Origin of the sequence: Pseudoalteromonas sp. Scap25, assembly GCF_013394125.1 — a bacterium.
Lineage (GTDB): Bacteria > Pseudomonadota > Gammaproteobacteria > Enterobacterales > Alteromonadaceae > Pseudoalteromonas.
In genome coordinates, this window is sequence record NZ_CP041327.1 from 2,579,853 (window position 1) to 2,603,474 (window position 23,622).

The window sequence follows — 23,622 nt, forward strand, 5'->3', positions numbered from 1 at the left end:
AGGTGCTGATAATTCAACCAATTATGTAATTAATCTGTGTATGAACAACAATAATCTGCAAAATCACTTACTTTTACATGAAAGCTAACATTAGCATCAACATTAAATGACTCACCCGCATTAAATGTTTTCCACTCGCTTTCACCTGGTAATAACACATCCCACTGCCCTGCAAGTAATTCCATGCACTCTTTTTGGTTGGTATTAAACTCAAATTCACCGGGTTGCATAAAACCCAAGGTTTTCGCTTCACCATTTCCTAAAAGCACAGTTCGGCTTGATACTTTGCCATCAAAATATACATTGGCTTTTTTAACCACACTAACGTTATCGAACTTTGGCATGTTAACTCCTGTTATTAATTTATAATTTTGCTACCTCCACAGTGCCTGATACACAAAAGCCTTGCAAGTTAAGTGCTGTGAAAATTACTCACTTAGCAGCCAAAAGATTAAAAATGAACGACTTTATAGGGGAATTTGCTTCGAGCAACGGGCTAAACTTTTCGAACAGGTCTTTTAATGATTTGTGCACAAAGAGGACTATGAGACGCTACGCTTTAGAGAAGTGATCAAACAGCAGAATTGACTTTGTAATTTAGGTTTTGTATTGCCTCATTTTCTTCTCATTTACTTCTCTGTGTTCAAATAAATTTTTAATGATTTATGCACAAAGAGGGCTAGAAACACTGCGCTTTAGAGGCAGTGATAAAAGTACAACTCATAAAAAAGCCCGCTCTGTTTTACACAGCGCGGGCTTTTTTATGTTAAAGCAGTCGCTTAAAACAATGCGTTTGCTTTGTTAACGATGTTTTCTACGGTGAAGCCGAAGAATTCAAATAGCTCGTTAGCTGGTGCCGACTCGCCAAAGGTGGTCATACCGACTACGGCGCCATTTAGACCTACGTACTTGTACCAGTAATCAGCAATACCCGCTTCAATCGCTACGCGACGTGAAACGCTTGCTGGTAATACGCTTTCTTTGTACTCAGGCGATTGATCTTCAAACGCATCAGTACACGGCATAGATACAACACGTACCTTTTTACCCTGCGCACGTAGCTCTTTCGCAGAGTCTTGCGCTAGTTGTACTTCAGAGCCGGTAGCAATAAGAATAAGCTCTGGGTTGCCGTCACAACTTAGGATGTAACCACCCTTTTTAACGTCGCTTAATTGCTGTGCATCACGTGCTTGTTGCTCTAAGCCTTGGCGAGTAAAGATTAATGATGTAGGACCGTCTTTACGTTCAATAGCTTGTTGCCATGCAATTGCCGATTCAACTTGGTCACATGGGCGCCAATTGTAAAGGTTAGGCGTTAAACGCATGCTGGCAATTTGCTCTACAGGTTGGTGAGTTGGACCATCTTCACCTAAACCAATTGAATCGTGCGTGTATACAAAAATGCTTGGTTGCTTCATTAATGCAGCCATACGAACCGCGTTGCGTGCGTATTCCATAAACATTAAGAACGTTGCACCGTAAGGAATAAAGCCTTTATGAAGTGCAATACCATTCATAATTGCCGACATACCAAACTCACGCACACCGTAGTAAACGTAGTTACCACTTGCATCGTCTGCCGTTAAGCCTTTAGAGCCATCCCAAATTGTTAAGTTTGAACCTGCTAAATCGGCAGAGCCACCCATAAACTCAGGTAGTAACGGACCAAATGCGTTTAATGCATTTTGCGATGCTTTACGTGATGCTGGATTTGCTGGGTTTGCTTGTAACTGCTCAATATACGCTTGTGACTTTTCAGCCCAATCAGCGGGTAAATCTGAATTTGTACGGCGTTTGTATTCAGCTGCTAGCTCTGGGAATGCTTGCTCGTAGGCAGCAAATTTCTCATCCCAGCTTGCTTCAAGCTGTTGGCCTTTTTCTTTGTTATCCCACTGTGCATAAATGTCAGCAGGGATTTCAAATGCATCACCCGTCCAACCTAAGAACTCGCGAGATGCTTTAATTTCGTCATCACCTAATGGTGCGCCATGACAATCGTGGCTACCTGATTTATTAGGTGAGCCATATCCAATTACTGTTTTACAACAAATTAGCGTTGGTTTGTCAGTCACGCTTTTTGCTTCGCTAATTGCAGCACTTACAGCATCGCTGTTGTGGCCATCAACGTCGCTAATTACATGCCAGCCGTATGCTTTAAAACGTGCTGGTGTGTCATCGCTAAACCAGCCTTCAACTTCACCGTCGATTGAAATGCCGTTGTCATCCCAAAATGCCACTAACTTGCCTAGGCCTAATGTGCCAGCAAGCGAACAGGCTTCATGAGAAATACCTTCCATTAAACAACCATCACCCATAAATGCGTAAGTGTGGTGATCAACAATGTCATGGCCTTCACGGTTAAATTGAGCGGCTAATGCTTTTTCAGCAATTGCCATACCTACGGCATTTGTGATCCCTTGACCTAATGGACCCGTAGTGGTCTCAATTCCTGGCGCGTATCCATATTCTGGGTGGCCTGGTGTTTTAGAGTGCATTTGGCGGAAGTTTTTAATTTCGTCCAGTGGTAAATCATAACCACTTAAATGCAATAGAGAATAAATTAGCATTGAACCGTGACCATTTGAGAGTATAAATCGATCTCGGTCAGCCCACTCTGGATTTGTTGGGTTATGTTTTAGATAATCGCGCCATAATACTTCTGCGATATCAGCCATGCCCATAGGGGCTCCAGGGTGACCAGATTTGGCCTTTTGTACTGCGTCCATTGACAAGACGCGAATAGCATTTGCAAGTTCTTTGCGAGATGGCATGAATTCTCCTACCTTTATATGTATTTGCGCGGGTATTTATATACCTCCATTCTTACTTATTGTAGGGGCTGTGTGCAATTAAAAACCCATAAAAATAGGACATTATGAATATTTTTTAAGAACCTTTTACTATTATATATTTTATTTAGACGTCTAGGCGTAAAAAAACTATGCAAGTTCGCTTGTTTTAGATAAAATACGCGCCTTAATTTTTTAGCGCTAATACCGACGTTTGTGAAGCGCAATATTTGTGAGCATAATTACAATGGCAAAACATTTATTTACTTCTGAATCTGTTTCTGAAGGTCATCCGGATAAAATCGCCGATCAAATTTCTGATGCGGTACTTGATGCTATCCTAGAGCAAGACTCTCATGCCCGTGTAGCGTGTGAAACTTACGTTAAAACCGGTATGGTTATGGTTGGTGGTGAAATCACTACTAGCGCATGGGTTGATATCGAAGAAATTACACGTAAAACAGTACGTGAAATTGGTTACACACACTCAGATATGGGCTTTGATGCCGATTCGTGTGCAATTTTAAACACTATTGGTAAACAGTCTCCAGACATTAACCAAGGTGTTGACCGTACAAGCCCTGAAGAGCAAGGCGCTGGCGACCAAGGCTTAATGTTTGGTTACGCATGTAACGAAACTGAAGTATTAATGCCTGCTCCAATTACTTATTCTCACCGTTTAGTGCAGCGTCAAGCTGAAGTTCGTAAAAGCGGCGAGCTTAACTGGTTACGTCCAGATGCAAAATCACAAGTTACATTTGCATACGAAAATGGCAAGCCAGTAGGTATTGATGCCGTTGTACTTTCTACTCAGCACAGCGAAGATGTATCGCAAAATGACTTAGTAGAAGCGGTAATGGAAACAATTATTAAGCCAGTACTTCCTGCTGAGCTTATTACTAGCGCAACTAAATTTTTCATTAACCCAACGGGTCGTTTTGTTATTGGTGGCCCAATGGGTGACTGTGGTTTAACTGGTCGTAAAATCATTGTAGATACATACGGTGGCATGGCTCGTCACGGTGGTGGTGCTTTCTCTGGTAAAGATCCATCAAAAGTTGACCGCTCAGCGGCTTATGCTGCACGTTACGTTGCTAAAAACATTGTTGCTGCAGGCCTTGCTGATAAGTGTGAACTTCAAGTGTCTTACGCTATTGGTGTTGCAGAGCCTACTTCTATCAGTGTTGAAACATTTGGCACAGGTAAATTAGAAGAAGCGCGTTTAATTGAACTTATTCGTGAACACTTTGACTTACGCCCTTACGGTCTAATTCAAATGCTTGATCTTGAGCGCCCTATTTATCTTCCAACAGCGGCTTACGGCCACTTTGGTCGTGACGAATTCCCATGGGAACGCACAGATAAAGCAGACGCACTTCGCGCAGCAGCTGGTCTATAAGCCACTTAGCTAATATTTAAACGGCCCTTTTTAGGGCCGTTTTGCTATGTGTACTAAGTTAGTCGTAAAACAGTCTCGAACTGTTTAACATTTTAGGTATATACTCTGCTTATACAATAAAGCGTATTAGGGATAAAAAATGGCCGACAATTTTCGTGTTATATTTGTAGGACTTGCAGAAGGTGCAGACAGCCAAGCAGTGACCACTGCACTGACAGAAAAGCTGAAAACCTCGCCAGAAAAAGTGGCTGCTTTTTTTGATGGCAAACCGTTATTTGCCCCTTGCCCCAAAGATAAAGCACTCAAGCAAGCTAAGTTACTTTCAACGCTGGGGATTAAAAGCAAACTTCAGCAAGCTGCGGCTACACAAACGGCACCTCAAACAGCTTACGACAGCCAGCGAGATCAGCGCTTATTTGACGCCCTAGATTACATTACCAGTAGCCTAATTCGCCTTGAAGAAAAACTAGAAGATATTGAGCAACGCCTCCCTGAAGTTGAATTATCATTACCTGATGAAAACAATGAAGTATGGGAAGATGACGATTTAATGCTTGATGAGCCCCTCTCTACTGAGCCCAAAAAACGCGGCAACCTTGTTTTATATTCGCTGATTTCTACAGCCGTAATATTGCTTATTGTACTTGCTATGTACTTATTATTTCCTAATTTATTCTCTTTTTAATTACGGTTAAGCTATTTAATGAGTAATAATCGCGCACAAATAAGACACGATATTCGTAAAGCACGTAATAACCTATCAAAAAAACAGCAAGAATTAGCCGCCGAATCGCTTAAAGTGAATTTTATTCAACACTTAAAAAGCATAAATTCGGCCAAAAAAAGTCATATCGCGCTTTATTTAAGTAATGATGGAGAATTAGATACCTCATTGTTAATTAATGAATTATGGAACACTGACCAGGCTATTTACTTGCCCGTAATTCATCCATTTAATGGGGCTAATTTACTATTTCAACGCTATGAAAAAAACTCACCCATGAGAGCAAATCGCTATGGTATCTTGGAGCCTAAGTTGAACTGCTCTCAAATATGCCCCTTACCTGAGCTTGATTACGTTCTAATGCCATTAGTGGCATTTGATAAATTTGGTAATCGCCTTGGAATGGGAGGTGGGTTTTACGATAGAACATTGGCACGTTTATACGAACAACACTGGCAACAACCGCAACTTATTGGCCTCGCACATGCGTGCCAACAAGTCGATGAGTTACCGATTGAATCGTGGGATGTACCACTAAAAACGATCATAACACCCGATAAAATCTACTGTTGGTAACAACTAACCTTGTAAACTAACAGCCTATTTTGACACCAATGAGCAGACAACAATGACACAAGATGAATTAAAAAAAGCAGCTGCGTGGGCTGCACTCGAGTTTGTAAAAGAAAACACCATAGTAGGTGTAGGTACAGGCTCAACCGTTAATCACTTTATTGATGCCCTAGGCACAGTTAAAGACACCATCGTTGGTGCAGTATCAAGTTCAGAAGCATCTACAGCGCGCTTAAAAGAGCTTGGCATAGAAGTGTTTGAGCTTAACGATGTAGCAGCACTTGATGTATACGTTGATGGCGCAGATGAAATTAACGCCTTAAATGAAATGATCAAAGGCGGCGGTGCGGCGCTTACCCGCGAAAAAATAGTGGCAGCTGTAGCAAAACAGTTTGTATGTATTGTTGATGATACAAAACTAGTCGATACCTTAGGAGACTTCCCTCTTCCGGTTGAAGTTATTCCGATGGCACGTAGCTACGTTGCCCGTGAATTATTAAAACTAGGTGGTGACCCAGTTTATCGCCAAGGTGTAGTAACCGATAACGGCAACGTTATTTTAGATGTACATAATTTAAAAATTACCCATGCTAAACAGCTTGAAACACAAATAAATCAAATTGTTGGCGTAGTCACCAACGGCCTATTTGCAGAGCGCGGTGCTGATAAAGTAATTATCGGCACTAAAAATGGGCCACAAATTAAATAGGATATGGTTATGAGTAAGGTATCGTTAGCAAAAGACAAAATTAAAATTCTCTTGCTTGAAGGTGTTCACCAAAGCGCTGTTGAAACGCTAAAACGTAACGGTTATAGCAATATCGACTACGTTAAAACATCGTTGCCAGAGGACGAACTTATAGAGCGCATTAAAGATGTGCACTTTGTAGGGCTTCGTTCTCGTACTCATATTAACGAATCTGTATTAAACGCAGCTGAAAAGCTAGTTGCTGTAGGTTGTTTTTGTATTGGCACAAACCAAGTAGATTTAAACGCAGCGCGTGAGCGTGGTATTGCGGTATTTAATGCACCGTTTTCAAATACTCGCTCTGTAGCTGAGCTTGTACTTGGTGAAATATTGCTGTTATTACGTGGTATTCCACAGCGTAATGCCGCTGCCCATCGTGGCGGCTGGTTAAAAACAGCTAATGGCTCGTTTGAAGCACGCGGCAAAACCTTAGGTATTATTGGTTACGGTCACATTGGAACTCAGTTAGGTATTATGGCTGAAAATATTGGTATGAACGTGGAGTATTACGACATTGAAGACAAACTATCTTTAGGTAATGCTACACAAGTACATAACTTAACGCAGCTGTTGCAACGCGCTGATATTATTAGCTTACATGTTCCAGAGACACCGCAAACTAAAAACCTAATTGGTACAGCAGAGCTTGCCGTGATGAAGCAAGGGTCTATTTTAATTAATGCTTCTCGCGGTACTGTGGTTGACATTAACGCCCTAGCTGAAGCACTAACAGAGAAGAAACTTAGCGGTGCAGCCATTGATGTATTCCCAGTTGAGCCTAAATCAAACGATGAAGAGTTTATTTCGCCACTACGTGAATTCGACAACGTTATTTTAACGCCGCACATTGGGGGTTCTACTCAAGAAGCACAGGAAAACATTGGTATTGAAGTAGCAGGTAAACTCGCTAAGTACTCAGATAATGGCTCAACCATTACTGCAGTTAACTTCCCTGAAGTATCATTGCCTGAACTTGCCAACCGTAGCCGCTTGCTACACGTGCATCACAACCGCCCTGGCGTGCTAACGCAAATTAACCAAGCGTTTGCTCAGCACGGTATTAATATTGCCGCACAGTACTTACAAACGGATGAAGCGATTGGTTACGTGGTTATTGACGTAGATACCGTTCAATCTGAAGTAGCACTAAAAGAACTTAGTGCCGTTGAGGGCACAATTAGAGCTCGTATTCTTCACTAAATAATCAGCTATCAGCTATCAGCTATCAGCTATCAGCTATCAGCTATCAGCTATCAGCTATCAGCTATCAGCTATCAGCTATCAGCTATCAGCTATCAGCTATCAGCTATCAGCTATCAGCTAAAATAATAAAAGCCGTACTTGAATAATCAAGTACGGCTTTTATTTACTGCCACTTTATTTGTATATTTTTGCTTAATGAGCTTTTTACTTGCAGATGATTAGTCTCAATTAATGCAGTTGTGTTCTCTGTAATCTGGGCAAATAAACCGTCCGCCTCGCAACTTATATTATCCAACCCTATCCATGCATTTCGATTGGAGTTCTTAGCGGCATATAAACAATGATCAGCAATGTCAACGACCCGCTCCCAACTCAATGCTTGAGGCCTATTGGGTAGAAATGGGTAGCTTGCAAACCCAATAGAGCAGGTTTTATTAATCGTTTCGCTATCACTAATTTTAAAAGCGTGTTTTTCTATAGCCGCTCTAAGTCTTTCGGCTAATTCAGCGGCATTATTACGTTCTGAAAAACGTGCAACGACTAAAAACTCCTCTCCGCCCCATCTAACACAATAATCTAACTCTCTAAATATCTGCTTTAAAACGTCCTTTATCTGCATTAATACGGCATCTCCGGCAGTATGGCCATAAACATCGTTAACTCGCTTAAAGTGATCAATATCAATAAGGAAAAAAATTAGATCGGCATCTTTAATAGTTGCTAGTGTTTTTTGCTCGCTGTGTTCAAAGTATTTACGATTGACCAGCTCTATATCAGCAAGTAAGTTATTGGCTAAAAATCGTCTATTGTAGAGTCCGGTTAATTCGTCGATAACACTTAACTTTACTAACTCTGCATTCGCTTGTTGTAACCCTAAAGTACGCTCTGCCACTTTAAGCTCTAGTTGCTCGTTTACTTTTTTAATAAAGTGCACTTTTTTATATTGCGCGCGCACAAATAACCAAATAGCCAACACAACTAAGACTACATAACCGGTGTAAGCCCACCACGACAACCAGGGTGGCGGTAGCACTTTGATTTTTAATGCTGTAGCAGTTTCATTCCAAACCCCATAAGGATTACTCGCTTTAACACGTAAAATATACTCCCCAGTAGGTAAATTAGTATAAGTTGCACGACGGTTTTTATAATCCGTTTTTATCCACTCGTTATCTAAACCAGCCATTTGAAATGCATATTGGTTTTTTTTCGAATTAGAAAAATACAGACCACTAAACTCAAAAGTAACTAAGTTTTGCTTATGAGTTAACGTTATTTCAGAAGTACTGTGAATTGCTTTTTCGAGGCTATATCCAGATCTAATGTTATTCACAATCTCTGTTTGGGTAGCCGTTTTACGTTTAACTTCACCTACTGGTACCGACTTATTCGACAGCAACATATCAGTAAAAACCACCTTTGGAGGTCGACTATCAATTTTAATATCATTTGGATAAAAACGATTAAACCCGTTAATACCACCAAAAAACAACTCGCCCGTTTTACTTTTAAATGAGGCATCTGCATTAAATTCATTGCTCTGCAAGCCGTCGCTAACGTTATAATTTTTAAAGCGTTTTGTTTTAGTATTTAAGTGCGAGAGTCCTTGGTTAGTGCTCAGCCAAATACCAGTATTATCTTCTTCAATTCGGTAAATGACATTATTTGCTAAGCCATCTTCTTCAAAATAATGAGTGAAACTTCCCGTTGCCTTATCAAGTAAATTTAAACCACTGGCTGTCCCTACCCAAATATTACCTAAATGGTCTTCTTTGATTGCGTAGACGGTATTATGACTTAAGCTTCGAGGGTTAGTATCTTGATGAGTGAAGTGAGTAAACGTTTGTGTATCAGGATTAAAATGATTAATTCCTTTCCATGTACCTAACCAAAGGTGACCACGACGATCCTCGGTGATCACTCGGATGGTATCATCATTTAAACTATTACTATTATTTGGATCATGATTGTAGTGAACAAACTGCTCTGTAAGAGGATTAAAACGACTCAATCCTTGCCATGAGCCTAACCATAAATATCCATCGCGATCTTCTGTTATTACACTAATAGCTTCTCCACGAACACTATTTATATTACTTGGATCATGGCGGAAGTGCTTAAATTTCTCTGTTGAAGGATCAAAACGACTTAACCCTCCTTGATCGGCCCCAAGCCACAAATAGCCTTGCTTATCTTGGGTTATTGCGTAAATACGATCGTCGTTTAAACTGTTGCTGCTGGTGTCATCATGTCGATAATGAGTAAACTTCTCAGAAGCTGAATTAAATTTATTAAGCCCACCTCCCCATGTACCTATCCATAATGACCCCTCACGGTCTTGGGTAATTGCTCTGATCATATTATGGCTAAGGCTGTAAGGGTCTGTTCTTTGGTGGTTGTAATGGGTAAACTGCCTAGCAATTGAATTTGAACGATTGAGACCTCCGCCGTCCATTCCTACCCACAAGTTATCATGCTGATCGTAAATAATTGCTCTAACAATATCGTTGCTTAAACTATTAGGATTTGTTGCATCATAACGATAATGAGTAAATTGTTTCTTGGTAATATTAAAATAATTAAGCCCACCACCTAGCGTAGCTAGCCATAGATTACCTTGTTTATCGGGCGTAATTGCATCGACATTGTTATCACTTAAACTGTTGTCGTTATTTGATTGATATTTATAATGGGTAAACTTTTTTTCTACTAAATTAAAATAACTTAAACCGCTACCACGTGTTCCTATCCACAAGTTATCTAAATCATCTATATGAATGGCACTAATAGTATTATTGCTAAGACTATTTATTTGATTAGGCTGATGACTATAATGGCTAAACAGTCCTGTTTTTGGACTGAAATGGTTAAGGCCCCCATTCCATGTTCCTATCCAAAGTGAGCCGTTATCATCCGAAGTTATAACACTAATCGCGTCATCGCTAATACTATTTTTAGTATCAGCTTGATGGCGATAATGAGTAAACTTTTTGGTACTGGGGTTAAACCGATTCAGGCCACCTTTATCTGTTCCAATCCATATATTGCCTTGCGAGTCTTGGGTAATAGCGTGCACTGAGTTATCGCTTAAACTATTTGCATCGTTTGGATCATGCATATAACGGATAAACCGCTCAGTAGTAGGATCAAAACGGTTAATACCACCTCCTCGTGTGCCTATCCATAATTCACCGTCTTTACCTTGAGTAATTACCTTAATATAGTTATTTGATAACGAATACAAATCATCTTTCTGTTTTTTAAAGACCTTAAACTCATAACCATCGTAACGCGCAAGGCCTTCCTCAGTTCCGATCCATAAAAACCCTTGCTGATCTTGTAAAATCGCTTTTGCACTGCTTTGTGGTAACCCATTTTCTATTGATAAGCGCTCAAAACGCACAGCAGGACCTGCAGCTAATACAGATGGGATCGAAAACACAATAACAAGCCACATTATGCACAAATACTTTATTTTTTTACTCAAACAGAAAACTCCAATTACCAGGGGCTGTTGTATTTCAGAATTAAAACTTGTTTCACCGAGGGGAGACTTTATCACGCTACGAGTTGGTAACTTAGTAGGCGAAGAAAATAAGCAGGCAAAGCTGCAGCGTCAAGCCCATGTCCCTTAGCAGAATCCAAGCAATCACCTTTCATTTAAAATAGTAGGTTACTTTACAAATATATATAATATTTAATTAATAAAGACACAAAAAAGCGCGAGCTAAACTCACGCTTTCATTATTTAACATGTAAAGTCTGGTTAATAACTAGTGCTTATTTGCCTTTAACTTCTAAGTTTATAAACTTAACCAGCTCTTCAGGTTGCCCTGCTAATATCATTAGCTGCTGATTTACTTCCATCATGGTTTTACCTTCCGGTAGTTTAGCCGAGACACTAAGCGAATTTAGGCCTTTAGCAAAGTCAGTTAATGCTTGTGCTATTTCTTCGGTTACCGGCGCTTGTTGTAACTGTTGAGCCAGCATCATTTGCATTTGCTCTAGTGTCATACCTTGTTTGGCTAGCTCACTTTCTAGCAAGGTACTTAACTCACCTTGATTATCGAGCATTACACTCAAAGTACGTGGCTCTAACTTGCTCATTGCTTGCATAATAAGTGTTTGCTGTTGTAACTCTTGCTCATAAGTAAGCGGGGTATCACCTGCTGTTTGCTGAGCTTTGCTTATTTCTAGTGAAGCATCCATAAGCGCTTTAGAATTAGCCAGTCCCATATTCATATCAATGCTGGCAATATCGTTGGCGTGTAGTTTAACAACTATATCGCTGTTTCCAGATTGTTCATCGTAATCTAATGATGAGTGTAAATCATAACTGGCCGAGGCAAGTTGTGTATTTGTATCTGCTGGCAGTGTAGCGACAAAACCTTCATCAAATTGGAAATTCTTTAGTGTAAAAGCAGTATGTGGCGATATTTTATCGGTTTCGTAACCTGTTACTTCCACATGCTCAACTGTGGCAATATTTTTACCCTCAGGGCTAGTCACTTCTATATTGCTAATAGCAACACTATTTGAAATAACACTCGCCGATAGCTCTGCATAGTTAAAGCTTGCACCTGTTTGCTCGCTAACCAAAGCCAACTGCTTATCAACCTCAGCGCGTACCTCTTGGGTTGCTACATAGTTTGCATAGCTTACGCCACCCACACCTGCAGCAATAATCGCGGCTGTAATCACTAATTTCTTCATGTTATTTCCTTATTCTGTATATAAGCGGTATTACTCTAAAGAGTAACATTGCTCGGCAGTCGCTGTAAGCGTTAATTTATTAAGCTAAGTAGCTCGTGCACTGTTTTAACTGGCGTTATTTTAGCACCTAGCCCTTCCATGGATTTATGGTAATTACGAAATGGGATAAATATTTCAGTAAACCCATGTTGCGCCGCTTCTTTAACACGGGGCACACCACTGTCGATTGGGCGTACATCACCATTTAAACTTAACTCTCCCATAATACAGGTGGTTCGTGGAACAACGAATTCGTTTAAACTACTCAAAAGTGCAGTAACAAGCGCTAAGTCAATACAGGTTTCTGATTCATCAATTTTTAAACCACCGACAATATTAAAAAACGTATCGTGGAATATTTTGGTTTTAGTGTGCTTACGTAAAATACCGGTAAGCATTTTAATCCGATTCATATTTAAACCAACACATACTCGCTGTGGAAACTCTGCCTCGGTTTCTGTGGTTAAACACTGAATTTCAAGTAGTAAATTACGATTTCCCTTACGAATACAGGTAATCGTCGACCCTGGTGACTCGGTGGTTGAACCCGATAAGAAAATTTCACTGGGGTTATCAACACTGAGCATTCCGCGTTCACACATTTTAAAAATACCGACAGTATCTATATCACCAAAGCGATTTTTATTAGCGCGTAGGGTGCGCACTTGACCATCGTTGGTATCAATATGTAACAGTGCATCAACTATATGTACTAGAGTTTGCGGGCCGGCTATTTCATTATTCTTATTTACGTGAGCAATAATAAACATAGTCACGTCGTTTTGCTTACAGTACTGTGTTAATGCCTGAGCAGCACTTTTCACCTGAGAAGGCGAACCAGGGCTACCATTTGCGGTATCGGTAACAACTGCTTGAATGGAGTCAATAACGGCAAATTTAATTTTGTTTTTATCAAGCTCTTCAATAATAGTTTCAACACTGGTCTCAGACAGTAAATAAAGTTCATCTTCGTTGTAATTAAGCTTTAACCGGTTAACCCTGTTTTTAAACTGCGACAGGGACTCCTCAGCAGTACAGTAAAGTGATGGCATACGCTGAGACATTCTTGCCACTAAATCAGATAGCAGCGTTGTTTTACCCGCCCCAGGATCGCCAGAAATAATATTAACTGAGCCGGTGGTTACACCGCCACTTAGCACACGATCTAGTTCACCAATTTCGGTAAGCTGTTTTTCAGCCTCTGCAGTGGCTACATCATTAATCTTTTTAGAACCACCACCAATGCCGCCTGCATAGCCACCTACACTTGCACGAGCAGCTACCTTTTTGTTTTGCCCTGCAGAGGGTTTAAACTCTGCTAAAGTGTTCCACGCGCCACAGCGACACTGACCTTGCCAGCGTTGATAGTTCATGCCACATTCTGTACAAACAAACTCTACTCTTGCCGCTTTAGCCATTTAAACCTTACCTACTATTCTTTATTTTGAAATACACAGTGTTAAGCGCTTATTTTGCCATTGCTGGCTCTACCTTAGCAACAACGTCTTGTGGATCAGCGCATTTAGTATCACACTCACAGTATGCTAATGTAGTTTCACTTAACCTACTTTAGGGCATGTTTCTTGCTTTAAAAAACTAATTAACCCTTGCCAATTAATTGGCTATTAGAGAATAACAATAAATAACCTGAACTCTGGTTAAGATATTTACTAACATATTGAGTCAAAATAGATATTTGTGCTTATTTTTCTCTAGCTAGAGATTTTTAGTGAAAACAAGGCGAAATTACGCGTCAATAGCTAGCCTATTGCAAGTAAACTCAACGCAGTTAGCGCTGAAAATAGCTGCTTGAGATGGATTTATTATCCGGAGTTCAGGTTAAAAACAAAGTATAGTTACGCATAGTATTATGGCCGCATTTGGCGGCTTTGCGAGATTCGATTTATTAAATATTCTAATAAAGAATTGTAACAGTATACCTACTTTTTAAATTAGACGGTGACGATTTATAAATGGCTGATGACGTATTGCTTAAGCATGAAGCGCTTGTAGATGAATTAAAACAGTATTTAGGAAATCCTAAATTTGATCTCATTTTCAAGACAAAAACCGCCGAGTTAACTAAACCCGAGCAGTTTTTAATAAAAATGGAAATGTCGCGTTTATCTCAGCCGATAGACCGTTTTATTGATCTGCGTAGTTTAGTCACTGGTCAAGTAAAACCTTATGAATACAAAGGCAAGCAGCACTTTATGGATGACACCGCTATTGAAGTATTTGAAGCGGCTATAAAACAACATAAAGATTACACTCTTGCAGTATACGAAGCGGTAATGAATACCGAAAATAATTATCGCGTATTACAACAAAAATCAACGACTACCCCACCTAAAGAAATTGAATCATCGCGCGAATTGTCTACCGATGTAATTAAATTTGCAGCTTATGAAAATCGCAGTGAAGAGCGGATGAATTACTCAATTAAAATTACTATTGAGTATGACGGACAAGCAAAAATCGATGCAAGTACCTCTGATATTTCAATCAGTGGCTGTAAAATTAAGTTAGCGTCGCGCTATCGCTTAAAAAAAGGTCAGCTTATAAATATGCACCTAGTAGGCTTAGAGCAAGATTTTCAGCTTGGCCTCAAAAGTGGCGTTAAATATGAAGTCGTTGCAATAGAAAACACCTCAGAAGAATTTAATCATATCCGCTTGAAGCGTACATTTGAAGAAAATAACAGCGCGTTTGATCGTTTTTTAGAAAGCTTTATTCATGGCAATAAACGCCGTTATAAAGTGAATTTAGATAACACCCTCGATGCAGTTATTTCTAAAGGGTATGAACAATATTATATACCTAGGGTTAATTCTTTATATGTTTTTATTAGCCAGCAAAACGGCGTTTATTATCCTAGCCTGAGCTTAACTACTGAAAACAGTTTATTTATTCAGCGTTATTTTACTGATGAACGCAAAAAATCATGCCTTTACAATGTGTTAAATCATAAGCGTATTCGTACCTTGGCGCTAAAACCGATTGCAGTAAAAGAAGAGTATTTGTATACCTTTACCCATGTCTCTGCAGGAAAAATTTATTATTACTCAGCCACTCGCTCAGAGCTTGAGCAACAAGCAAAATTAAAAGCGTTATTTTTTGGTTTTGGTAGCCGAAGAGACAGTTGGCGCTGCTTTAAATTACAACTAATGCCGAGTCATACTGAAGATGCTTATATTCCTTTATCTTTACCTAACTCTTTAGGCAAAGATATTGAAAAACTAAATAAACCACCTTCACCACGTGTTGAAGGCGCAATAAAAGACGTTAAGTATTTAATGCTACTTACCCAAGTTGGTAATGAGCATGAACAACAACATTATCAACAATATGAATTTGATAAAGCCTTAGCCAATAAATTGAAATATTTTGGCCACAGTAAGCACGCATCGCCACCGGAACTTAATACTGTGCCTCTAGAGTATGTAAATCTTCGCTCTAATAAACGCTATTTATACAAAACTAATGTTGTGATTAATACTCGTGATGCGGTATTACATGGGCATACCCGTGATTTTTCAATATTTGGCTTACAGCTAGAGTGCAATCAAGAAGTGAACTTTAAAAAAGGCGATATTGTTTCGTTATCATTTCCTGATTTGCAAAAAATTACTAAAAACTATTCATTAAATCTTATTCAATATGAAGTAATGGCTGTGAGTAAATCGCTGACTACCATTAATTTGAAAGCGTATGTAGATAAAGGCTCATCTCATACTGGGGTCGATTTTTTTACTCTTTTAATAAGTAGCAATAAACAAAAATTAAAAGTAGCAGAAGAATCACCTAAAGTACCCGGGCTTTCTACAGCACTTAGAAATATGGTAACCAAAACGCTTTGCCAGTTTCCGATTTATTTACATAAATCAATGGCGCATTTTGAAATTGGCGCTATGGGATTTGGTTTATATCCAAGCCCACTGCATATTATTTTGCAAAATTTTTCCTTATTAAATGCTAAAACAGACTTATCGGATATTATTACTAAAGCGCATATTATTGATGTGATCACCCCTAATATTAAAGAGCGTACCCGCCAAGATCCGCCATTAGAGTTTAGTTTAATAATTAACTTTGATCCTAAAAAAGATAATATAGCGGATGCTATTACCAGCCAATGTGTTTTAGGTACTGACTGCAGCGAGTTTAAACAGCAAGTAAGAAAAGGGCTTAAATCTGAGCTGATTTTTATAATGCGTTTATATATTTCACGCACTGGTCGACTCGATACTGACTACCTAGCAAACGAGCTAAAATACGTCAGCCAATACGCAATTCACAAGGCCAAAGACTTAGAGGATGCTTTGTGGTCTGTATCAGGTGTTGGCGATATTATTGATGTCAGTGATGAAGCGCTTGAGCATTTAGCGCTCAACCAACAACAGGTTGAGCAAATGTCTAGACGAAAGCTCATCTGGTTAAATCGTTTACGTTAAACCTTTGATGTGTTTAGCGGAACCGCCAGCATATATAACAGTTGCAATAACGAGCCTTGGCAAATAGCTGCTTGGGCTTGCTCAACTACTTTTGGTTTACCATGTACAGCAACGCCTAAGCCAGCTTGAGCCATCATTTTTAAATCGTTTGCGCCATCGCCAATGGCAACCGTTTGGCATTTTTCAAGCCCCAGCTTTTGTTGTAGCGAGTTTAAAACAACCGCTTTTTGCTCAGCATCAACAATCCCACCTAACACTTTACCTGTTAGTTTATCGTCTTTAAATTCAAGCACATTGGCATGCACTTCATCTAAATTAATCAGCTCCTGTACTCGCTCAGCAAACGGCACAAAACCGCCCGATGCAATCGCTAAATACCAATCATGGTGTTTTAAAATTTGGCATAACGCTTTAATACCGGGCATTAAAGGCAGTGTACTTTTAAGCTCATCAATTAAACTCTTTTCAATGCCTTCAAGCTTAGCAACACGCTGATATAAGCTTTCACTAAAATCAAGCTTGCCTGCCATTGCCTGCGCGGTCACGCTGGCAACCTCGTCATATACATTCGCCAAGCGTGCAATTTCATCAATACACTCAATAGTAATGGCTGTTGAATCCATATCCATTACTAATAACCCAGGTTTTTGTAAATCAGGGGGACAGGTTACTTGCACTAACTGACACGCCAAGGTATTTGCAAAAGTTTGAAGTTCAAGTGGATTTATTACACGCTCTGCATTTTCTATATAAAAACATAATGCCGGAGATAACCCTAAATCTGGCTGATATTGACAAATAGCCGTTACTTTTTGCTGGTGAGCCGCAAAGAACTCAATAATGCTATTAATATGCTGAATATTAAAATCACCGCCAAAGGCAATACTAAATAACCCGTGGTTTCTGTTTGGTGTTGTATTTAGTGGTGTAAAAACACCTTGTTGGTAGCTAAACCATTTATTAAGAATAAGTGATGATGATAATAGCTCAGCGCTTTGCTGTGCCATGTTCGCGTTCGACATGGGATCTCCGTTTATATTTCCTGACATTTAGCTCATTGATAATAAGGATATGAGATACAAAATTCGCCATCAGGGGGGATTTAGGGTTATAGTGTAGTTGTAACATCAAATCAAAATGCTGTCAGCAGCATAAACGGTGACTATGAAAAATAACCATCTTAAAAATCCACTTACAGCCTCGCAAAAAAAGCGTCTAATTCGTTTATTATTGGCCGCTGGCTGCTTTGTATTATTAAGCTGGGTAGGAATAAACAGTAGCTTTCAAAGCCATCAACTACTATATGATAGTGCTGATAGTGCAGCCAAGTCACTCACTCAGTTTATGGCACTGAATGCCAAAAACCCGCTGATAGAGAAAAACAAATCGCAGCTCACCACCTTGTGCAACAATATCAGTAAAGATGAGTTTGTTCTTTCAGCCACCATTTATGATAAACAAGGTGTAGTGCTTGCAAGCAGCGATAATTGGCAATCACATCATGTATATGGCTTACTACCAGACTCATCGCCTGGCATTAGTAAGTTAAAAACACCGTTTGTTGAACAAGTTATTTCTGACGACAATCGCCCTATTGGCTTTGTATCTATTACCTATTTAACGCGTGCTGCGGTATCTTCAAGCCATAATCATTTTCACGATTTAGGCCGCCAAGTATTACTTATGCTAGTGATTGCTTGTATTTTTACTTGGCAATTAGGCCGAGGGTTAAAACGCTGGCAAGTAAATCGTTATATACAAAAAACGTCAGAGCACGAATCATAAAGCTGCTCAGCTAATCGATATTTATCGCTATTTGACTTTAAAGCATAGAGCGCATCAAACACCTTAGGAATATGCAATGGGGTATTTATTTCTCCCTGATAACCATTTAGCGGCATTGAAGGTGAGTCAGTTTCCAGCACTAAATGCTGTGACTCAAGCTTTGCTACAACCGCACGAGTTTTAGCAGCCCGCTCATAGGTGATAACCCCACCCACTCCAAGCTTAAAGCCCATTTTTATATAATACTGTGCTTGTTGTATTGAGCCTGAAAAAGCATGGATCACACCGCCATTCTTAGGTTTACAACGCTTAAACGATTGCGCTATTAAATCATGGCTTTGTCTGTGATGCACAATCAGCGGTAACTCTAGCTCATTAGCAAGCGCTATTTGTTGCTCAAACAGAAAGGTTTGTTTTTCAAGGTTTTCGATACTGCGATCTAGCCCGCATTCCCCAATAGCCACAAGCTGAGTTTTGTTTGTTTTAGCAAAGTTATACAGTGATTCTAAGTGCGATTGCTGATGTTGCTCTAAAAAATAAGGATGTAGCCCTGCAGCTATTCTAATTTGTGGGTAGGTTGCTTTAAACTCGAGTAGTTTTTGAGACTGCGCCAAGCTAATGCCTGGCACAATAAATTGATTAATGCCCTTTGCTACACAGGCATTAATAAGCGATTCCCGATTTGTATCAAACTCACTAAAATCGAGATGACAGTGTGAGTCTATAAATTGCAAAACCAGTAGCCAACTAAGGGTTTAAGCGGGTTATTTGCCAGCTATTGTCGGCTTGACGCAGATACATAAAGCGATCATGTAAACGATGCGCTCCGCCTTGCCAAAACTCGATTTTTTGCGGCACAACACAATACCCGCCCCAAAAGTCAGGGAGCGGAATTTCACCTTTAGCGAACTTGTTTTTCATGTTGGTAAAGGTTTCCATTAGCACTTTACGCGACGAAATTGGACGACTTTGTTGCGACGCCCATGCGGCTAATTGACTTTCTTTAGGTCGAGATAAAAAGTATTTAGCAACAGCCGATGTAGGTAATGGCTGCGCTTCACCATACACAATTACTTGGCGATCCATAGGGTGCCATGGAAAGTGCAAGGAAATTTTGTTATTGCCTTTTAGTTCTTGCGCTTTACGTGAACCGGTATTAGTAAAAAACACAAAACCGTTATCATCTAAATGCTTTAGCAACACAATACGCTGTGAAGGCTGACCGGTTTCATCGACCGTAGCGACCACCATTGCTGTAGGATCAGGCAAGTTACTACCAACAGCATGCTCAAGCCACGTTTCAAACTGCTTAAACGGATCATCAAGCAAGTTGTCTTCACTAAGCGCATCTTGCAGGTATTCACGACGAATATCTTCGAGTTTCATATCAAATCCTTCTTTAAAAGCTATCAGCTACAAAATTGGTGAACATTCCGAACAGTGTCAATATAAAATTATCTGCAAGTGTAGGCGTGCTAGCAAGGCGGTAAAACTATTTATGTCAAGGAGCATACGGTTTGTATGTGACTTAGGCTAAATAATTTTACCAACGCAGCTAAAGCGAACTACACGCAGCAGACGCTCACCTAAGTAGTTTAGTCTAAGATAAGGCGGACACTCGACTTATCCCTATGAGCATACGTAGTTGTATGTGATTAGGGTCAGTCGAGTGGACAACGCAGTATTAGATTAAAATACGACGGTGATTACATTTGCTCCATGACTTCGATACCTAGTAGATCTAAGCCTGTGCGCAGCGTATCTGCCACTAAATTACACAACACTAAACGACTATCACGAACACTTGGCTCTACGCCCTCTTTAAGTACTGGGCAAGCTTCGTAGAATGTCATATATAGGCTAGCTAGTTCGTATAAGTAACCACATAATACGTGCGGTGTGGCTTCATTGATCATCAGATCAAGAACTTCTTCTAACTGCAATAATTTAAGCGCGAGCGTTTTCTCTTGCGGCTCAATAATGCTCACATCAGCCTTTAAGCTTGCAGCATCAACACCTGACTTACGGAAAATACTGCGAACACGCGTATACGCATATTGTAAGTAAGGGGCTGTTGCGCCTTCAAAGCTTAGCATGCTGTCCCAGTTGAAGATGTAATCGCTGGTACGATGCTTAGAAAGGTCAGCATATTTAACTGCGCCAATACCCACTTTACGTGCAATTTCACTACGGTCTTCGTCAGATAAATCTGATTCACGCTCAGCGAGTTTAGCTGCTGCGCGAGTAATTGACTCTTCAAGTAAATCAGCTAATTTTACCGTGCCGCCTGTACGGGTTTTAAATGGTTTGCCATCAGCACCCATCATGGTGCCAAATGGGCAAAACTCGTAACTGGTTTCATCACGTAATAAACCAGCTTTACGCGCAGTAAGCTCCACTTGATTAAAGTGAAGGCTCTGGCGCGCATCAACAAATATTAAAATACGCTCAGCGCCTAGTTTGTTTGAACGGTAATCACACGCGGCTAAATCTGTGGTTGCATATAAGAAGCCGCCACCTGATTTTTGCACGATAAACGCTGAAGGCTCACCGTCTTTATTTGCCAGCTCATCTAAAAATACCACTTGTGCGCCTTGCGACTCTACTGCAATATTTTTATCTTTTAATAGGCTAATAATATCGTTAAGTTCACTGTTATAAGCACTTTCAGCCATAATATCGGCAGGCGTAAGGGTTACATTTAAACGCTTGTATACTTCTTCAGAGTGCTTCACTGAAGTGGCAATAAATAGTTTCCACAGTTTTTCACAGTGAGCGTCGCCACCTTGCAGTTTAACTACGTAGTTACGTGCTTTATCGGCAAAGCCTTCTTCGTCATCAAAACGCTTTTTAGCATCGCGGTAAAAGGTTTCTAAGTCAGCAAGCGCAACAGTGTCTAAATCAACACCTTGGTTAATTTGATCTTCTAAATGCGCAATCAACATGCCAAACTGTGTGCCCCAATCACCCATGTGATTTTGACGTACAACGGTATCGCCTCTAAATTCAAGTGCGCGTACTACCGCATCACCAATAATAGTTGAGCGTAAGTGACCTACGTGCATTTCTTTTGCAAGGTTAGGCGATGAGTAATCAACCACTACTTTTTGTGGTTTGGGGTGCTCGTTTACTGCAAGTTTTGCGTGGTTATTAGCGGCTTGTACGCTTTGTGCTAAAAACTCAGGCTTTAAGTGAATATTAATAAAACCAGGGCCAGCAATTTCAGTTTTTTCGGCAATGTCGCTTACATCTAACTGATCAATAATTTTTTGCGCCAATTCACGTGGGTTACTTTTCATTTTTTTAGCTGCGCCCATCGCGCCATTAATTTGGTAATCACCAAACTGTGGACGTGTGCTTTGCGTAACCGCTGGGTTAGTATCTTCTGGTAGGCCTGCGGCGGTCATAGCGGCAATGGCTTTTTCTACTAAAATAGTACGAATATTCATTATATTATTTACCTTTATAAGCCCGCCAAAGCAGGCTTTGTGTTAATTCTAGTTGGTCAGTTCTAGTTTTCACGCGTGTGGTTAAATGTCACTTCAGGGTAACGCTCAGTCGACAAATTAAGGTTTACACGACTCGGCGCGATGTAAGTTAAATTATCGCCACCATCGAGTGCTAAGTTGCTTTCGCACTTACGCTTAAACTCTTCAAACTTTTTAACATCATCACAGCTAACCCAGCGGGCTGTATTTACATTAACGCTTTCGTAAATTGCATCAACGTTGTACTCAGCTTTTAAACGCGCTACAACCACATCAAACTGCAACACACCTACCGCACCTACAATTAAGTCATTATTAATTAATGGTCTGAATACTTGTACTGCGCCCTCTTCTGAAAGCTGTACCAACCCTTTTAATAACTGTTTTTGTTTTAATGGATCGCGCAGGCGAATTCGGCGGAACAGTTCAGGGGCGAAGTTTGGAATACCGCTAAACTTAATTTTTTCACCTTGGGTAAAAGTATCACCAATTTGAATCGTACCGTGGTTGTGTAATCCAATGATATCACCAGCGTAAGCATCAGCCGCACGCTCACGATCGCCCGCCATAAAGGTTACCGCATCAGAAATACTAACTTGTTTACCGATACGCACATGATTCATTTTCATGCCTTGGCTATATTTACCCGATACAATACGCATAAAGGCAATACGGTCGCGGTGCTTTGGATCCATGTTAGCCTGAATTTTAAATACAAACCCAGTGAAGTTTTCTTCTGTGGCTACAACTTGGCGATCTTCAGTCTCACGTGGTAATGGGGTTGGCGCCCATTGAGTTAACCCATCTAAAACATGATCTACACCAAAGTTACCAAGTGCGGTACCAAAATACACAGGCGATAACTCACCCGCTAAGAATAGATCTAAATCAAATTCGTGTGATGCACCAATAACCAACTCTAACTCGTCACGTAATTGCGCTGCAAGTTCATCACCAATGGCTTGGTCAAGCTCAGGGTTATCGAGCCCTTTAATGCTGCGTACTTCTTGAATAGTGTGACCTTGACCCGTTTTATATAAAATGGTCTCTTCGTTATGGATATGGTAAACACCTTTAAACTCTTTACCACAGCCAATGGGCCAAGTAACAGGTGCACAGGCAATATTTAGCTCTGTTTCTACTTCATCGAGTAGTTCCATTGGGTCGCGAATATCACGGTCACATTTATTCATAAAGGTAACAATAGGCGTGGTACGCAGGCGTGTTACTTCCATTAGCTTACGGGTACGTTCTTCTACACCTTTAGCAGCATCAATGACCATTAAACACGAATCTACCGCGGTTAAAGTTCGGTATGTATCTTCAGAGAAGTCTTCGTGTCCTGGGGTATCAAGTAAATTAACTAACGCATTGTTATATGGAAATTGCATTACAGAGGTAGTAACAGAAATACCACGCTCTTTTTCCATTTCCATCCAATCCGACTTAGCATGCTGATTAGAACCACGGCCTTTAACCGTTCCAGCTTTTTGAATTGCTTGTCCGAATAACAATACTTTTTCAGTGATAGTGGTTTTACCCGCATCCGGATGCGAGATGATCGCAAAGGTACGGCGTTTATTAATTTCGCTAAGGAGATTTTGGTCTGCCATTAAAAAGGTTCTTTTAGTTGATATACGGATGTATTTATATTTTAGTATGCTGAGCTTTTAAGGCTAAAAACAAGCTAACCTCTAAAGCTCAACA

The 23,622-nt window shown here is 40.1% G+C and carries 17 protein-coding genes; 7 read left to right on the plus strand and 10 right to left on the minus strand.

Translation table 11 applies throughout. The features are described from left to right. Window positions 1–29 precede the first annotated feature (29 nt). Window positions 30–344, minus strand: coding sequence for a pyrimidine/purine nucleoside phosphorylase (locus FLM54_RS12005; RefSeq protein ID WP_010387728.1), 315 nt, complete (start codon window positions 342–344; stop codon window positions 30–32). 435 nt (window positions 345–779) lie between these two features. Further along, window positions 780–2,771, minus strand: a complete 1,992-nt coding sequence (gene tkt / locus FLM54_RS12010) for a transketolase (protein ID WP_178956479.1) — start codon at window positions 2,769–2,771, stop codon at window positions 780–782. A 265-nt stretch (window positions 2,772–3,036) separates the two neighbouring features. On the opposite strand from tkt, the gene metK reads away from it, so the two are divergent. The 5 genes from metK (at window position 3,037) to serA (ending at window position 7,433) form a co-directional block, all read left to right on the plus strand. Next, complete coding sequence (gene metK, locus FLM54_RS12015; RefSeq protein ID WP_008110316.1) at window positions 3,037–4,188, plus strand: methionine adenosyltransferase; 1,152 nt, start codon at window positions 3,037–3,039, stop codon at window positions 4,186–4,188. A 139-nt stretch (window positions 4,189–4,327) separates the two neighbouring features. After that, window positions 4,328–4,873, plus strand: coding sequence for a hypothetical protein (locus tag FLM54_RS12020; protein WP_075169738.1), 546 nt, complete (start codon window positions 4,328–4,330; stop codon window positions 4,871–4,873). Window positions 4,874–4,891: 18 nt separating this feature from the next. Further along, window positions 4,892–5,488: a 5-formyltetrahydrofolate cyclo-ligase gene (locus FLM54_RS12025; RefSeq protein WP_178956480.1), complete on the plus strand. Its 597-nt coding sequence runs from the start codon at window positions 4,892–4,894 to the stop codon at window positions 5,486–5,488. 52 nt (window positions 5,489–5,540) lie between these two features. Continuing rightward, window positions 5,541–6,194, plus strand: coding sequence for a ribose-5-phosphate isomerase RpiA (gene rpiA, locus FLM54_RS12030; protein ID WP_138609384.1), 654 nt, complete (start codon window positions 5,541–5,543; stop codon window positions 6,192–6,194). A 9-nt stretch (window positions 6,195–6,203) separates the two neighbouring features. Continuing rightward, window positions 6,204–7,433, plus strand: a complete 1,230-nt coding sequence (gene serA, locus FLM54_RS12035) for a phosphoglycerate dehydrogenase (RefSeq protein ID WP_178956481.1) — start codon at window positions 6,204–6,206, stop codon at window positions 7,431–7,433. A 166-nt stretch (window positions 7,434–7,599) separates the two neighbouring features. Here serA and FLM54_RS12040 read toward each other — a convergent pair whose 3' ends face one another. The 3 genes from FLM54_RS12040 to radA form a co-directional block, all read right to left on the minus strand. Then, the gene (locus FLM54_RS12040; protein ID WP_178956482.1) at window positions 7,600–10,923 is read right to left on the minus strand and encodes a ligand-binding sensor domain-containing diguanylate cyclase; all 3,324 of its coding nucleotides are present in this window, start codon (window positions 10,921–10,923) and stop codon (window positions 7,600–7,602) included. A gap of 293 nt (window positions 10,924–11,216) precedes the next feature. Then, the gene (locus tag FLM54_RS12045; RefSeq protein ID WP_138608762.1) at window positions 11,217–12,149 is read right to left on the minus strand and encodes a hypothetical protein; all 933 of its coding nucleotides are present in this window, start codon (window positions 12,147–12,149) and stop codon (window positions 11,217–11,219) included. A 71-nt stretch (window positions 12,150–12,220) separates the two neighbouring features. Beyond that, window positions 12,221–13,606 carry a DNA repair protein RadA gene (gene radA, locus FLM54_RS12050; protein WP_178956483.1) on the minus strand — a complete coding sequence of 462 codons (1,386 nt, stop codon included), beginning with the start codon at window positions 13,604–13,606 and terminating at the stop codon, window positions 12,221–12,223. 555 nt (window positions 13,607–14,161) lie between these two features. Here radA and FLM54_RS12055 point away from each other — a divergent pair. Next, window positions 14,162–16,642: a PilZ domain-containing protein gene (locus tag FLM54_RS12055; RefSeq protein WP_178956484.1), complete on the plus strand. Its 2,481-nt coding sequence runs from the start codon at window positions 14,162–14,164 to the stop codon at window positions 16,640–16,642. Here FLM54_RS12055 and serB read toward each other — a convergent pair. Further along, on the minus strand, window positions 16,639–17,664 hold the full coding sequence (gene serB / locus FLM54_RS12060) for a phosphoserine phosphatase SerB (RefSeq protein WP_178956485.1): 1,026 nt from the start codon (window positions 17,662–17,664) through the stop codon (window positions 16,639–16,641). The two genes, FLM54_RS12055 and serB, sit on opposite strands and share 4 nt — an antisense overlap. 142 nt (window positions 17,665–17,806) lie before the next feature. Between serB and FLM54_RS12065 the strand changes: the two genes are divergently transcribed. Beyond that, a complete protein-coding gene (locus FLM54_RS12065) occupies window positions 17,807–18,427 on the plus strand; it encodes an AhpA/YtjB family protein (RefSeq protein WP_138608770.1) in 621 nt (206 codons plus the stop codon). Here FLM54_RS12065 and FLM54_RS12070 read toward each other — a convergent pair. The 4 genes from FLM54_RS12070 to prfC form a co-directional block, all read right to left on the minus strand. Next, window positions 18,394–19,161 (minus strand): TatD family hydrolase, encoded by a 768-nt coding sequence (locus FLM54_RS12070; protein ID WP_138608772.1) that lies wholly within the window; start codon window positions 19,159–19,161, stop codon window positions 18,394–18,396. The two genes, FLM54_RS12065 and FLM54_RS12070, sit on opposite strands and share 34 nt — an antisense overlap. Before the next feature lie 13 nt (window positions 19,162–19,174). Beyond that, window positions 19,175–19,813: a pyridoxamine 5'-phosphate oxidase gene (gene pdxH / locus FLM54_RS12075; RefSeq protein ID WP_178956486.1), complete on the minus strand. Its 639-nt coding sequence runs from the start codon at window positions 19,811–19,813 to the stop codon at window positions 19,175–19,177. Window positions 19,814–20,133: 320 nt separating this feature from the next. Next, the gene (argS, locus tag FLM54_RS12080) at window positions 20,134–21,876 is read right to left on the minus strand and encodes an arginine--tRNA ligase (protein WP_178956487.1); all 1,743 of its coding nucleotides are present in this window, start codon (window positions 21,874–21,876) and stop codon (window positions 20,134–20,136) included. Window positions 21,877–21,938: 62 nt separating this feature from the next. Further along, window positions 21,939–23,528 (minus strand): peptide chain release factor 3, encoded by a 1,590-nt coding sequence (gene prfC, locus FLM54_RS12085; protein WP_010387708.1) that lies wholly within the window; start codon window positions 23,526–23,528, stop codon window positions 21,939–21,941. Window positions 23,529–23,622: the final 94 nt, after the last annotated feature.